We start from the raw sequence: 14,259 nt of genomic DNA, 5'->3' as shown, positions 1-14,259 counted from the left end.
GGAAAAATTAGCCAGAGATTACTTTTGACTTCTCAGTTGCGCATAGCGCTATCGTAAAAGATAATTTTGGGACAAAGAAATATGGAACTTTGGGATATTTCTGCCATTGACCAACACGCTCATAATTTATTGAAACCAGAAGCAATTGCTCGTTATTCTTATGTTGCTGCTTTTACAGAAGTTTATCATCCAGATATTATTAATTATCATGCTTGTTATACCCTATTTTATCGTCGAAGTTTGCGGGATATGGCAGACTTATTAAATTGTGAACCGCAAGAATCAGAAATATTAGCTAAACGAGATAATTTAGGGTTAGAAAATTTAACCAAAACTTGTTTTAATGGTGCAAATTTAGAGAGTATTTTGTTAGATAATGGCTTTCTCCCAGAGCAAATTTTACCTTAGTAATGACATCAAAAATTTTTGGGTATCAGGGAATTATTAAGAATAGAAAATATTGCCCAAAATCTCATACCTCAAGTAATGGGAAATGAATTAAGGTTTATTATGGTGTTTTATTGGTGGTTTTGAAGAGATTTTCTCTACCTCAATCACCGCCTGTACTGCAATTACAAACAAACTAATTCCAATTCCAGTTCCTTCTGCTGTATCAATACCAAAAGTAGAGAGTCAACCTTTAGAGAAAAAAAGCAGTGACATTCCCAGATGCTTGAAAATCAACTTAACTCTCAGCAACCTCGATGACTTAAAGATAAAGTCGAGGCAGACGCAAGCTGGAGAAATTTTAAGCGACAGAGTTGGGGAGAGGCGATACTGCTGAGGCAACGCTCCGCGAACGCTACTAGAAAAGAAAAAAACCCTTGAACTCTCTATCCATGAAGTAAGCAGTTATAATACTGTAGGTTGGGTTAAGTGATAGCGCAACCCAACATACACAAGCTTGTTGTTGGGTTTATCCTAACGGATAAGCTCTGTTAACACTTCGTTCTACCCAACCTACAAAGCGCTACAGTTTCCAAACAGAAGAAATTAATATTTTTTCTACAGTCTTCTGGAATTGATGGAGATGCAATTCTTCACGAAGAGGCAAGGTTAGTGATCGCTCAATTAAATTATCTACAAGCTAAGACAAATGTTGATTTTGCTTTAGCTGCTTTAAATTGCGCCAAAGCTAACAGGAATTACGAAGAATATAGAGTTATATAGAATCCGGTTATACAGTATATGTTTATAATTCTATACCACACTTCAATATTAAATCGGACTACCTCCCCATCTCCCCATCTCCCCATCTGTGCCAACTATATAATAAGTATTCAACCGGATTTGATATTAGAGTAACAAAATCGCTGATTAGACTTTGATTCAATATCTTAATTTTTGAGACTTTCTATCCGCTCTAGATTCATCCCTTGATTCAGCAAGGCCGTGTTTTTTGTAGTGGCAATTCATAAATTGCCCCTACAGGTAGCGTCCGTGTGTAAGTCCTTCTTCCTTACTTCCTTCCTTCCTACTATAATAAATCCTTAAACTTAGGATGATTAGCCAAACTCTTCAAAACTTGCTTAATATCTTGCGATCGCTCCTTTTTCACAATCAAAGTCACATTCCCATCCCTAACAACAACCACATCCTCCAAACCAATAGTCACAATAGCATCATCATCACTCGTGGCATAAAAAATCGACCCCTCCGTATCTAACCCCAAATGATTAGCCAACTCCACATTCACTCCATCACCCTTAACCAAACGTTCCAAAGCATTCCAATCACCCAAATCATCCCAACCAAAAGCCACAGGTAACACAAAAGCCTTGTCAGTCTTCTCCATCACCGCATAATCAATACTCTTCTTCTCCAACTGAGAATAACCCTCAGCACCCATCGCCTCCAAAACAGTCATCATCGTCGGCGCATATTTTCGTAACTCAGCCAACATGACCCCCACCCGGAACACAAAAATACCGCCATTCCAACTAAAACGACCCGTTGCTAAAAACTCCTCAGCCTTCTCTCGGTTAGGCTTTTCCGTAAACCGCGCCACCCTATAAGCATCAAACCCACCAAAATTTCCTGCTTCTTTTCCCTGTTCAATGTATCCATAACCTGTAGAAGGGAAAGAGGGTTTCACACCTAGGGTAACAATAGCCTCCTGATTCATTGCCAACTCAGCTGCTGCCTCCAAGGTCTTCTGGAATACTTCCGGTTCCCCGATCCAATGGTCAGCAGGGAAAAACCCCACTACTGCATCTTCCCCATAACGACGTGCAGTCTCTATAGCTGTCCACGCAACAGCAGGAGCTGTATCCCTTCCTTCTGGTTCTGCCAATATATTTTCCTTTGGCATCTGGGGTAACTGTTGTGCTACACCTTCGGCCAACATTGCCGAAGTTACAACCCATAAACCATCCCAATTGTTAGATAATGAGAGTAATCTCTCTGCTGTTGTTTGTAACAAACTTTTACCACTGCCATCCAGAGAAAGAAACTGTTTGGGTCGATGCTTTCGACTTAAGGGCCAAAAACGTTCTCCTTTACCACCAGCAAGAATTACAGGTATCATCAGATTTTAGATTAATTAATAGATTAGACTATTCAATCTTAAATTCTCATTGCCAGTTTTTCCCAAGTTATATTATGTCCGGATAAGAGCGTGATCAAAAAACTTTCTCTTTCTTCTGCTGTTCTTCCTCTTCCTTTTTCTTTCTTCCCTCCTGACTCGGTCCTCCTCCGTCGTTAATTTATTTTATCATTTTCTTTGTGGGTTTAATACCCCACCGTCAACGGGAGTGTTCAAAATTACTTGGGGGAGCGAATCCCCATGTAATTTTCCTCCTGTCTCCTGTCTCCTGTCTCCTGTCTCCTTCTTCAAAACTGTTCAACCGGACATGATATTACCCAACTATGGAATTTGCTGATTTTTTGAGGAGATTCTCAGACTTTCAATATTATAGCGGTTTAATAGTTTGTGAAATACAAAATTCTCAGTTTTTAGGAAGTAGGGAATTGAGTAGTTGGCATTTAGACTCAGTTATTAATTATTACCAATTCAGAAGTGGTCTATATCTTTATTTAGGGTTTGCTGAAAAAGTCTTATGGGTGAGGGTAGGAGTCAACCCACCCCTCGCCCCTCCCCCTCCCAGGAGGGAGAGGACCGAGTCAGGATAAATGGGAATTACAGAGGATGTAGTTGGAAGAATTGTCCCTTAATTTTTCTGTCCTTGTCTGCACAAAATGCTAGTTTTTTGAGCTTTCTTGACCGAAAAGCTGGGACTTTTTTTAAACATAATAAGGCTGAAACCTTTATATGTCAATACTTTGATAGTTTATCAGCAAGCCCTATTTATTCCATTTATAGCCATTAACTTGGACACAAACGGCTATAGTTACACCAATAATCTTACTTTTAACTTTTAACTTTTATTATGAATAATACTTCTTCTACTAAGTCCCGGTCTATTTGGCACAAATTGTGGTTCTGGATACTTGTATTAGTGTTGAGTGGAACTACAACTACTTCTTTTGGGGCAATAACTGCTCTATTTGCTCCGGTTGAACCACAGTTTTTCAGCCAACTACTCCAGAAATTTACTTCAGATGTCCTATGGCGTAAGGGTCTGCCTTACCAACTCTCACAACCGATGAATATTCTGGTGATGGGAATTGACCAAGTCTCAGGGGTGGCAGAAAATTCTCCAGATGTGTTTGAGGGTCGTAGCGATACTTTACTATTAGTACAAGCTAATCCCACTACTCAGACTGTCAGTTTACTTTCAGTACCACGAGATACTCAAGTCCTAATTCCCAAAGTTGGTATTGCTAAAATTAATGAAGCTAATGTTTATGGTGGGCCAGAACTGGTAGAAAGTGTTTTAGAGAGTACTTTAAGTGGTTTTGAGATTGACCGATATGTGCGAGTTAGTAAGGGAGCGTTTCGAGAATTAGTGGAACAACTTGGTGGGGTAGAAATTTTTGTTCCTCAACCTATGTCTTATACTGATAATACTCAGCAGCTAAAAATAGATTTAAAGTCTGGTTGGCAAACTCTCAATGGTGAACAAGCAGAACAATTTGCTCGTTTCCGAGAAGAAGTTCATGGAGATATTGGTCGTATTCAACGACAACAAGTTTTGCTCAAGGCGCTCCGAAACCGCGTTACTAATGTGGCAGTTTTACCTCGGTTGCCTCATATTATTCAGGTAATGCTGAAGTATGTTGATACTAATTTAAGTTTTCCTGAAATGTTAGCTTTGGTAAGTTTTAGTCTTGATTTAGAACGAGATGATTTGAGAATGGTAATGTTGCCAGGAAGAGCTAGTTCTAGTGATGAGTATTTGAGTAGCTATTGGATTATAGATCAACCTGGTCGAGACCGAATCCTTGAACAATATTTTAATTTCAAGTTAGAAGATTTTAATTATAACGATCTATTTTATCCGATAAAAGTTAATGAAACTTTGTCTTTAGAGGCTAAAATAGCTGTTCAAAATGCCTCTAGTAATTCTCAAGCAGCGACAAATTTTGCTCAATATTTGAGGGATCAAGGATTCTACAATGTTTATGTAGTTTCTGATTGGCCTGACAAAGAACCTTTGACTCAAATTATTGTTCAAGGGGGTTATTTGGAGTCTGCTGAAGTTGTGAAAAATGCTTTGGGTTTTGGTAATATTGAGCCTGCTTCTATTGGTGAAATTGGTTCTGATTTTACTGTTCGATTAGGGGAAGATTCGGTTGAGATAATTAATGCTTTTCAGGAACAGGATAAATCACCGTAGTTCTAGTTAAGCTAAATAGTTTTTATTTGAGGAATCAAATAAATCGGCGTTGGTAAAGCGCGTGTATGATATTTATCTTAATTCTTTAGGAGTCAACCTACCCGCGCGCTCCTCCCAGGAGGGGAAGTCAGGAGGACTGAGTTAGGAGGGAAGAAAGAATCAGAAACCCTGAGTAGAAGGAGAAAGTTTTTTGGTGGCATAAAGGTCACAGAGTTCTATCACGCTCTTATCCAGACATGAGATCATACCTCTTTTCACCGAAAAATGGGGTTTGAAGCCTCGCCCTTCTAGGGCGACTTTTAAATTGGTTTTTCTTCAACAACTATGTTATCATATTGTTAGTTTAAAGTCATACTATGAAAGCTAGATTTAAGTACCGTATATATCCAACACCGGGACAAAAATACCGATTAGCAAAGCTATTTGGTTGCGTCCGCGTTGTCTGGAATGATAGTCTAGCTTGCTGTCAAGAAAAATACAAATTAGGAGAGAAGAAACCTGCTAACTCTGAACTACAAAAACAGTTTATTACTAAAGCTAAAAAGGTGGAGGATAGAGAATGGTTATCAGAGGTTTCAGTTGTACCATTACAGCAATCATTGAATGATTTAAACCAAGCTTATCAAAACTTTTTCAGTTCTACAAAGGGTCACACAAAAGGCCAAGCCATAAAACCTCCCAAATTTAAAACCAGGAAATCAAAACAGACTGCCAGGTTTACCTTGAGGGGGTTTAAAGTACACCAAGATCAAGTTTATTTAGCCAAGATTGGAAAGCTGAAAGTAGCCTGGTCAAGAAAACTACCCAGTGAGCCTAGCTCAGTAACAGTTATTAAAGATTCAGCTAATAGATACTTTCTTAGTTTTGTCGTAGAAATACAACCAGAAGCTTTACCAAAAACTGATAATTCAGTAGGCATAGATTTAGGTATTAAAACCTTTGCAACATTCAGCAATGGTACAAAGATTGATGCACCAAAACCGTTGAAAAAATGGATTAAGAAGTATCGAAAGTTAAGTAAGTCATTATCTAATAAAACTAAAGGGTCTAAAAGGTATGAAAAAGCACGGGCTAGAGTAGCTAAGTTTCATAGTAAATTAAAAGATACAAGGACAGATTTTCTGCATAAATTATCTACTAAAATAATTCGTGAAAACCAAACAGTTGTTTTAGAGGATTTGAATGTTTATGGCATGGTAAAAAACCGCAAATTATCCAGAGCTATATCTGATTTAGGTTGGCGACAATTTAGAACTTTCTTAGAAGGAAAAGCAGAAAAGTATGGTCGTGATTTGAGAATAATTAGTCGTTGGGAGGCGACGACTCAAAAATGTTCATGTTGTGGTTTTCGTAGAGGCAAATTAGACCTTCAAGTGCGAGAATGGGAATCCCTTAATTGTGGTGCCAAACACGACAGAGACGAGAATACAGCAATAAATATATTAGTCGCGGGCAGGCAGTCCGAGACATTAAACGGACGTGGAGGCAAGCATAAGACTAGGGTCAAGCTAGCAGCAGCCTGTGTTAGCGGAGCTTTGCGCCAGCAAAACGTCAACCCACCGAAGAGCTACGGTTCAGTAGGAATCTCCGCGCCTTCAGGCCGGAGAGGATGTCACCAACGCCAATAAATCAAACAAAAGGATTATACCAAATTGATAAATGTTTGGTACAAATAACTAGGTTATTTCTTAGGAGTCAGAATGAATAAGCTTTGATACCATTTATTAGGTCAGAATTTATATTTTTATTTCAAGTGACATTTGCTGTAGGTGTCTTTTAACTGCCCTGATTATTTATTCTAGGACTTACGCATGAGGTACGAAAAACTACGAGTTGAGATTCTTCCCTATGGGTCGCAATGACGAAGATACCTTGAGGTGCGTAAGTCCTATGTTCGTAACATTCTTTTTCCAAATTAGGGTAGTGCATCAGCATAGCTGCTTTACCCTTTTAATCAACCTCCTGTGTAAACCGGATATGGTATTATGTTATGTGCGCTGGTATCGTTTGTGTAAAATCAAGGGCGAATATCTACAGGAAACTTAAGTTTTTTCAAGCTTTTAAGTCTTCTTCCCTCTTCCAACTTCGGTCTTCCTTACCTTCACGCTTACAATACCGATGCTACCGGACATGGTATTAGAAGTCAGGAGTCATAATTAATGACTTCAATACCAGTTTTTAAGTCATTAATTCTCTTTTTTGTCAAAGGAACACTTCTTGTTCAGACAACGTAAGATTTTTGCTTCTTCCTTCTTTCTTCTTTCTTCTTTCTTCTTTCTTCTTTCTTCTTCCTTCAATCAAAAATATAAAATCCCAAGTTACAATCTAGTTTGATTGATCTTCATTATACTTGCTGAAATAAGTTTGAAAAACCTGTTTGGCAACAGGAGCAGCAGAAACAGAACCATAACCTCCATTCTCCACAATGACAGCGATCGCAATTTTTGACTGATAAGCTGGCCCAAAACCAACATATAAAGAGTGAGACCTTTGTCCAATTACTTCTGAGGTTCCCGTTTTCCCTCCTGTCAGAGGAATAGTACCGTCATTAAGAGATTGTGCTGTACCATAATAAACTGCATCAATCATCCCTTCTCTAATAATCTTTATCTGTTCAGGTTTCAACCCTGTGGGAGTAGGCTTCATTTTTGGACTATTCGTTTCATTTGCTAACAAGTGAGGCTTAATCTGTTTACCACCATTAGCGATCGCTGCTACTGCTACTGCCAACTCTAATGGTGTCACCAAAACCAGACCCTGGCCAATTGCCATAGTTACTGTATCACCCAAATACCAATCATCATTATAAATCCTACGTTTATCTTCTTCAGTAGGAATTAAACCATTGTATGTTGCGGGTATGCCCAAAAGGTTTAAATTTTCACCACCCAAACCAAGCTGATGTGCCCATTTAATTATTTCTTGAGGTCCAATAGCCATACCTATTCTATAAAAGAAGGTATTACTACTATAGGCTAATGCACTTCTAAAACCAATTGAACCATATCCTCCACTATGTTCATTGAAACTAATACCTCCAACATAAATCGAGTCAGAAGTATATACAAGGGAGTATGGTGAAAATTTTCCAGACCCCATAGCTGCTGAAGAAGTCACTATTTTAAAAGTACTACCTGGAGGATAACCTTGGAGAGACCGATTTAAAAATGATTGCTCCTGACTATGAATATTTTGCCATTTGGCTTGAGACATAGGTTTCGTAAACACATTGGGGTTAAATCTGGGATAACTGGCCATTGCTAAAATTTCCCCCGTATTCACATCTAGAGCAACTACTGCTCCCTTACGAAAACCTAGAGCTTTTTCTGCTGTTTTCTGAAGGTCTATATCAAGAGTTAACTTTACTGTCTTTCCTGCTTGAGGTTTAATTTCTCCGAGACTACCTATTTCCTGATTTTGGGCATTGACTTCTATCAAACGCTTACCCCATTTTCCCCCAAGTAAATTATTAGCACTTGCTTCAACCCCTAATCTACCAACCATCATTCTCATTTGATATTCTGGGTTAGCTTTTAGTTCTTCTGATGTAGCTTCGCCAAGGTATCCAATTATATGAGATGCTAATTGTCCATGAGGATAATAACGAGTTGATTCCGACCTCACTTCTACACCGGAAAATTCCGCAGCTCTTTCCTGTAAGGTGACAAAAGTATCACGATTCACTTCATGGCTAATATTTACATTCTTTTCTCCTGAATTTATAGCCTGCTCTACTTTTTGAATGATTTTTTCGGCGGGTATATCAATTATGGTTCTGAGCTTTTCTGCAGTAATTTTCCATTGCTCTTTGGATTGTTCTTTTGGCCATAAATAGATGGAACGGATGGGACGATTAGATGCAAAGACTTTGTCATTACGGTCTAGGATTAGTCCTCGATTGGATGGGACTGAAATTGGCCTAATGCGGTTGTTTTCTGCTCGGTCTCTATTCTGTTGACCTTGAATTAATTGTAGTTGAACCAGACGACTAACTTGTAAACCGACTATGGTTGTGGTTAATAGCATTAACACAATTGCTCGGTAGATTGAGCGTGACTCATGTTTTTGAGATGAGAGGTTATTATCTTCTATTTTTCGTAGTCCAAAAGCAAAGGAAAATTCGTGCACCATGATTTATTGATTTATGATTAGATAGACTAATAGATTAATTGTCTTTTAGTCGTTAAACGATAATTAGATAGACTTTACAGCAGTTTAAATAAAAATTCAAAGTGCAGAACAAAGTAATCAAAGTTAACTAGCTATCAGCATTTTTTGTACCGGAATGCTCTGCAAATAGCACTCAGTTTTCAGCGCGCTAAAAGCTTGGGTTTAAATCTCGGACTTCTAGCTTGTCATTTAATTTTAGGAGGGGTCGCGTATCCCCTTATATTTGATTTTTTTATTTCTTGTTTACAACTTTTTTGATTATCTGATTAACCCTCCTTTGTTCAGTCTCACTAAGCCACATATTGTCTTCACTATTTGCTCATTTTTTTCCCTCTTAATCTGAATCTTTATTGAACTACTCTGAAAACTTTTAACAATCTTGTTAGATGTTCAACTACTATCTTTGGCTAATTTTGAATTTTTCTTCTTTTATTCTTAAATTAATTCCTTTTTTTTGGGTGCATCTCAATTTTGAATAAAGCCAAAAATTTATCGCTTTTAGGCAACAGACAACAGGCAAAATGGAATAGGGAATAGGGAATATATAGGAAAAAAAAGTATTTTTGCAAATATGAGATGCACCCTTTTTTTTGTGGCTTTTTTCGGTATTTTTTTCTTTTTCGGATATGTCTAATGAAAAAAGCAAATTTTGACTTTTATTAAGAAGTATAGTAAGCATTTCCTGTGGAATGTTGCGCAAATAGCCGTCAGCTATTAGCTAGTCTCCTATGGTTGGAACTGCGTTATCAGCTATTAATTTTGGAGAAGGTAAAAGCAACCGTTGAAATTCAGAAAGAATACAAAGTTACTGCCAAAGTCCCCTTCCTAAATCTGAGAAGTAATTATTCATTACTAATTGCTGTTTGCGTAGCATCCCGCAGGGAAACGCTGACTGCTAATAGCTGAATGTTTACGAAGTAAATTATCATTTATCATTTTCTTTGTGGGTTTAATACCCCACCGTCAACGGGGGTGTTCACGCATTACTTGGGGGAGCGAATCCCCATGTAATTTTCCTCCTGTCTCCTGTCTCCTGTCTCCTGTCTCCTTCTTCAATTAATTTTTAGTTTTAAAATTGGAAGAGGTATAATAACAGAAAAAATATGAAGAGTTGAATCTAATTGCTATATCATGCCTCTTTTTTAAATACCTACAAATAAAAAAATTGTTAGGGATACCGGAGCATGGATAACAGAGTAAAAAATAGGAATAATTTTGAGAAATAATAAAGACAATAGAGAAAAGCATTTTTATGACATCTAATTAATGAGACTGGATCTTAGAGCTTCATCAAAAGCAAAATGTAGTGAAAATCCTTGATATCTAATATGCAATTCCATAATCAGAATAAAGTCATCAATAAATGACGATAATTAATCTCCTAAACACCAAGAAACAACTAACAATATTATTGACAGAAATAACCATCGAGGAATATGCAGCCATTGCATGAAGTCCATTGGTTCCAAGACAAAGATAGAAGTGAATAACCAACTGAAGAACAATACCACAGTTATCAAGAATAACGACATAGTATTTTCCGAAAAAAATTGAACAACTTATTTGATTCACCCTTAAGTATAATGTTAAATGATCTGCTCAAGCAAAGATGGTAAATTCTCGTGTTTAATACCCTTCTAACTGACTTCCGAATTATCTTTGATAGAGACCCTGCAGCTCGTAACTGGTTGGAAGTTCTTACTTGCTACCCTGGTCTTCAGGCTTTAATATTTCATCGCCTAGCTCATGGTTTGTACGGTCTGAAAATTCCTTTCCTGCCTCGTTTAATTTCCCACATAGGCCGTTTTTTGACTGGGGTTGAAATTCATCCAGGAGCTGTTGTGGGCCAAGGAGTTTTTATTGACCATGGTATGGGTGTAGTTATTGGAGAGACTGCTATTGTCGGAAACTATTGCCTAATTTACCAAGGAGTAACTCTGGGTGGTACTGGCAAAGAAACTGGCAAACGGCATCCTACTTTGGGTGAGAATGTGGTTATTGGTGGGGGTGCCAAGGTTCTTGGTAATATTAATATTGGTAATAATGTTCGTATTGGTGCAGGATCGGTAGTACTTAAGGATGTTCCTTCTAACTGTACTGTTGTGGGAGTGCCTGGGAGAGTTGTATATCGTTCTGGAGTTAAGGTAAATCCTTTAGAGCATGGTAGTTTGCCTGATTCTGAGGCTGAGGTTATTCGTGCTTTGGTGGATCGAATTGATTCTCTTGAACAACAGGTGGAAAATTTACAAGGTAAATTATCACAGTGTATTGTGCTTAAGTCTGACGCTGCATCTTCTGCTAATTATGCTAGCTGTCATCCCCAAGACTAAGCAATTCAAGATTTTTTTATGGCTAAGGAATTTAAGGATTTATATCTTGAGTAGACCAAGTTTTAGAGTTATCAATTTGATAAAGCCAACGATTTTGTGGCTCTCCTTTGAGTTCTAGATGCTCGACTTTTGTTGGATTTAGTAATAATAGATAAAAGTTTGATAGGGGATAGGCAGGATTTGGTGGGGACAATTCAAAGGCACCGATTTCTACTTTACTTTCTCCAGGATTAGGCCAAGTAAATTGCTGTCTAGCATTGTCTGAAATTTCTTGCCATGTTGTTTCTCTGACTTGAGCAAGTTTAGGATCAGGATTATTTGCTTTGATTAGGTAGAGTTTCCCAGTGAGGCGAAATTGTTCTCTAGTTTTGGGAAAGTACCAACAGATTTCGGCCCAGGGATTTTTTTCGATTTGTTCTACTTTATTGCTACGACTGTCAGTGATGAATTTTAGCTGATTGGTTTCTTCTAAAAAACCTCGGAATACGATGGTACGATTTTTGGGTTGGCCTTCAGCAGTGACTGTTGCTAATTGGACATAACGGGCATAAGTTAGACTTCGGTTTCTATGTAAAGCTCTGGCTAAGGGCGATCGCCAAGGTGCTAGTTTTTCTGCTTCTACTAAGTTAAGAAATTCCATGATTATTGGCTATTTTTGCTTTTTCTGTGTTTAACTAATCCTTAAATTTTAATTATGTGGTGATCGCTCCGGGAAAATAACCTGATCGCTAAATTAAGTCTTAAGTGCTGGAACTTTTTTCTAACTTGGCCAAGGCCGAAGCAACATTAACTATCGCCTGTGGTTTTGATTTTGGTTGAGACTTTTCCGATTGAGCAATATGGCTGACGCCACGCTCCGCGAACGCCTGAATTATTGGCAATTTCTTATAAGTATGATCGGAGTAAGTTTTTTTCCCAGTGGCCTTAAGTCGGAGGTCGCCATACTTGGCCTCTACTGGCAGAGGAGATATCCCTATCTGATTGAAAAATTTCCGGTATTGCGGAACTGTTTGTGGTTGTGTCGTAGTTAACCTCGTTAGTATATTTTTCCTGGACTAAATCCTGTAAATCTTTTTCCCAGGCTTTAATCTTAGGTGTTTTAGAGATAGAGATTTTTGATTTGTCTATAGAATCTGGCTCGGATTCTACTTCAGTCTCTGGGTCAGAGTCTTGTTTTGGGTCCAAATAATTCCCCACAATATCTTCTAATAATTTTTCAGGCTTGACTCCCTGTTGTTTGGCCTGAGCTTTTAACTTATCCCAAACGTCTCTGGGTAGTTTTGCTGTAGCGAGGGGCGGTATAGTTTCCCCAGTAATAGTAGTTTCTATGTAATTTGCTGTAATGGGTTTGGATTCTTGCTTTGCCTTACCCAGAACCTCTTGCCAACAGCTCACTGTCTCATCAACTTCCTCACTAACTTGACTGGCAGAACTGGCTAATTTTTGGGCTTGAGATACGTTGTCTGGCAATTCGGTAAATCCTTCCAGCATCAATGACCAAGATATTTGAGCAGCTTTAATGACTCGTTTGACGTAATAGACCGATTTTTTCAAGCCTTTAAGGCAATACTCTTTGAAGGTTTTATACCCCAAATTTTTATACAATTTATAAATTTGAAAAGCCCTCAAAGCCATGCCCTCTTTGATATAGGCATATCTGTCGGCCAGCATATCTATTTCCAGAGAAGCGATCGCTTCATCGCCTTCTTTCCAGGTATTGTCCCAAAACAAATCGCAAAATTTATCTAGATATCCATCTGCCCAGTTGGGAAGTTCTGGGTTATTGAAAGGAGTCTCGAATTTGTGGTCATATAAATTTCCAATCATAAAAAAGTAAGAAAAAGTTAGGTTACTTAGAAAGGGGTGAAGTTAGCAGCATTATTGCCTCACCCCAAAAGATATCCATTAGATAGTCACTGAGAAATTTAAAGGCTATGTCAGTTAAGCATTAGGTTTTAACTGTTTGGACTGCTTTGTTAGACTTCACCTCCTGAAAATATAACGTCTGTTAATTGATTATTTATATAATACGTTCGTACAATAAAAACGTCAAGAGTTTTGAGTAAAATTTATTCACGAATGTAAAATGAAAAAAAGCAGTAAATATAATGCCGAGAAAATCAATCCATCAGGAAAAGAAGGCCAGCATTCATTTAACCGTAACCCCTACAACCAAGAAGCGTTTGAAGCAAATATCAGCAGCTTTAGGAATCAGTCAAAGCGAGTTAATAGAGCTATGGACAAAGGAGGCCGAATTACGGTCTCAAAAACAACTGTTGGGGGAATTCTTGACCGCTTAAGGACTCTTCAGTCTATACACCTAGAATATGTAGAGGAACATGGCAAAAGATTAGAACAGCGGCTAATCGAAAATCATACCCATAAATCTAAAGTATTTGAGGAGATGCGCTCTTTAGAAGTTGAGTTGGTTCATCTCCTCGAATCTGCCAAAGAGGAAGACCCAAACGAAGAAGAATAAAGAGTCAAAGAAGCCGATCGCAGTAATGTGGTCGGTATTTTTTTTATGTCAAAAATTATACATAAGCCAGTTTTTTGTTTGCCAGAGTATTCTATATAGAAAATTATAAGTTTGTCAAGATTAAATATAGAATATTTTATATAGATCGTCCTATCCTATATAGAAAAGAAAATCATGGAAAACGAGAATGCCGAAAAGCAAACATAAGGAACACGGACAGTACAAGATGGGACTTTCAGTCAGCGTGACACCGGAAGCAGCACAGGGGTTGATGGAACAAGCGAAAAAACTGGGCTTGAGTCGGTCAGCTCTACTGGAGAAAATTGGAAGAGGGGAGATTCAATTAAACTTTTCTTCTGTGGAACAATTGGGAAAATTCTCGATCGCCTAATCAACTCCTGGGAAGATAGGAAAAGAGAAGCTGAAAATTGTTTTACTTGGTACAACGAACAAATAGTCAAATGTGCTAAAGAGATTGAAGCTTTGGAGTTGATGAAGGCGGAATTAAAAGCAAATACCAAAGAAGAATAAAGAGTCAAAG

Annotated in this window: 14 protein-coding genes; 8 read left to right on the top strand and 6 right to left on the bottom strand. The window is 38.0% G+C overall.

Going from position 1 to position 14,259, the window contains the following annotated elements; translation table 11 throughout:
* Positions 1-66: 66 nt before the first annotated feature.
* Complete coding sequence (locus tag F6K06_RS11595) at positions 67-408, top strand: hypothetical protein (RefSeq protein ID WP_192901301.1); 342 nt, start codon at positions 67-69, stop codon at positions 406-408.
* A 1,069-nt stretch (positions 409-1,477) separates the two neighbouring features.
* On the opposite strand, the gene F6K06_RS11590 is transcribed toward F6K06_RS11595, so the two are convergent.
* Together F6K06_RS11590 and F6K06_RS11585 are read right to left on the bottom strand one after the other, a co-directional pair.
* On the bottom strand, positions 1,478-2,527 hold the full coding sequence (locus tag F6K06_RS11590; RefSeq protein WP_287241068.1) for a mannose-1-phosphate guanylyltransferase: 1,050 nt from the start codon (positions 2,525-2,527) through the stop codon (positions 1,478-1,480).
* Positions 2,528-2,713: 186 nt separating this feature from the next.
* Complete coding sequence (locus F6K06_RS11585) at positions 2,714-2,836, bottom strand: hypothetical protein (protein WP_275670435.1); 123 nt, start codon at positions 2,834-2,836, stop codon at positions 2,714-2,716.
* Positions 2,837-2,868: 32 nt separating this feature from the next.
* On the opposite strand from F6K06_RS11585, the gene F6K06_RS11580 reads away from it, so the two are divergent.
* The 3 genes from F6K06_RS11580 (at position 2,869) to F6K06_RS11570 (ending at position 6,367) form a co-directional block, all read left to right on the top strand.
* The gene (locus F6K06_RS11580) at positions 2,869-3,132 is read left to right on the top strand and encodes a hypothetical protein (protein ID WP_124155535.1); all 264 of its coding nucleotides are present in this window, start codon (positions 2,869-2,871) and stop codon (positions 3,130-3,132) included.
* A gap of 257 nt (positions 3,133-3,389) precedes the next feature.
* Complete coding sequence (locus F6K06_RS11575) at positions 3,390-4,739, top strand: LCP family protein (protein ID WP_124147660.1); 1,350 nt, start codon at positions 3,390-3,392, stop codon at positions 4,737-4,739.
* A 356-nt stretch (positions 4,740-5,095) separates the two neighbouring features.
* Entirely contained in the window at positions 5,096-6,367 is a 1,272-nt protein-coding gene (locus F6K06_RS11570) for an RNA-guided endonuclease TnpB family protein (protein ID WP_287241064.1), read from the top strand.
* Positions 6,368-7,064: 697 nt separating this feature from the next.
* Here F6K06_RS11570 and mrdA read toward each other — a convergent pair.
* Together mrdA and F6K06_RS11560 are read right to left on the bottom strand one after the other, a co-directional pair.
* Positions 7,065-8,870: a penicillin-binding protein 2 gene (gene mrdA / locus F6K06_RS11565; protein ID WP_124147661.1), complete on the bottom strand. Its 1,806-nt coding sequence runs from the start codon at positions 8,868-8,870 to the stop codon at positions 7,065-7,067.
* A gap of 1,412 nt (positions 8,871-10,282) precedes the next feature.
* A complete protein-coding gene (locus F6K06_RS11560) occupies positions 10,283-10,441 on the bottom strand; it encodes a hypothetical protein (protein ID WP_161564746.1) in 159 nt (52 codons plus the stop codon).
* A 90-nt stretch (positions 10,442-10,531) separates the two neighbouring features.
* On the opposite strand from F6K06_RS11560, the gene cysE reads away from it, so the two are divergent.
* Positions 10,532-11,239 (top strand): serine O-acetyltransferase, encoded by a 708-nt coding sequence (cysE, locus tag F6K06_RS11555; RefSeq protein WP_124147662.1) that lies wholly within the window; start codon positions 10,532-10,534, stop codon positions 11,237-11,239.
* A gap of 31 nt (positions 11,240-11,270) precedes the next feature.
* Here cysE and F6K06_RS11550 read toward each other — a convergent pair whose 3' ends face one another.
* Both F6K06_RS11550 and F6K06_RS11545 read right to left on the bottom strand, forming a co-directional pair.
* On the bottom strand, positions 11,271-11,879 hold the full coding sequence (locus tag F6K06_RS11550) for an Npun_F5749 family FMN-dependent PPOX-type flavoprotein (RefSeq protein WP_124147663.1): 609 nt from the start codon (positions 11,877-11,879) through the stop codon (positions 11,271-11,273).
* Between the two features lie 284 nt (positions 11,880-12,163).
* Positions 12,164-13,066 carry a hypothetical protein gene (locus tag F6K06_RS11545; RefSeq protein WP_124147664.1) on the bottom strand — a complete coding sequence of 301 codons (903 nt, stop codon included), beginning with the start codon at positions 13,064-13,066 and terminating at the stop codon, positions 12,164-12,166.
* 281 nt (positions 13,067-13,347) lie between these two features.
* Here F6K06_RS11545 and F6K06_RS33910 point away from each other — a divergent pair, with 281 nt between their 5' ends.
* From F6K06_RS33910 to F6K06_RS11535, 3 genes are all read left to right on the top strand, one after another.
* Positions 13,348-13,539 (top strand): ribbon-helix-helix domain-containing protein, encoded by a 192-nt coding sequence (locus F6K06_RS33910; RefSeq protein ID WP_124147665.1) that lies wholly within the window; start codon positions 13,348-13,350, stop codon positions 13,537-13,539.
* Positions 13,476-13,718, top strand: coding sequence for a hypothetical protein (locus tag F6K06_RS33905; RefSeq protein ID WP_124147666.1), 243 nt, complete (start codon positions 13,476-13,478; stop codon positions 13,716-13,718). The genes F6K06_RS33910 and F6K06_RS33905 overlap by 64 nt, the downstream gene beginning before the upstream one ends.
* 226 nt (positions 13,719-13,944) lie before the next feature.
* Positions 13,945-14,109: a hypothetical protein gene (locus tag F6K06_RS11535; RefSeq protein ID WP_161564747.1), complete on the top strand. Its 165-nt coding sequence runs from the start codon at positions 13,945-13,947 to the stop codon at positions 14,107-14,109.
* Positions 14,110-14,259: the final 150 nt, after the last annotated feature.

The organism is Okeania sp. SIO1H4, from assembly GCF_010672695.1.
In the GTDB taxonomy this organism is placed as follows: Bacteria; Cyanobacteriota; Cyanobacteriia; order Cyanobacteriales; family Microcoleaceae; genus Okeania; species Okeania hirsuta.
Note: the sequence above shows the minus strand (reverse complement) of the source record. Positions and strands in the feature narration are given on the sequence as shown.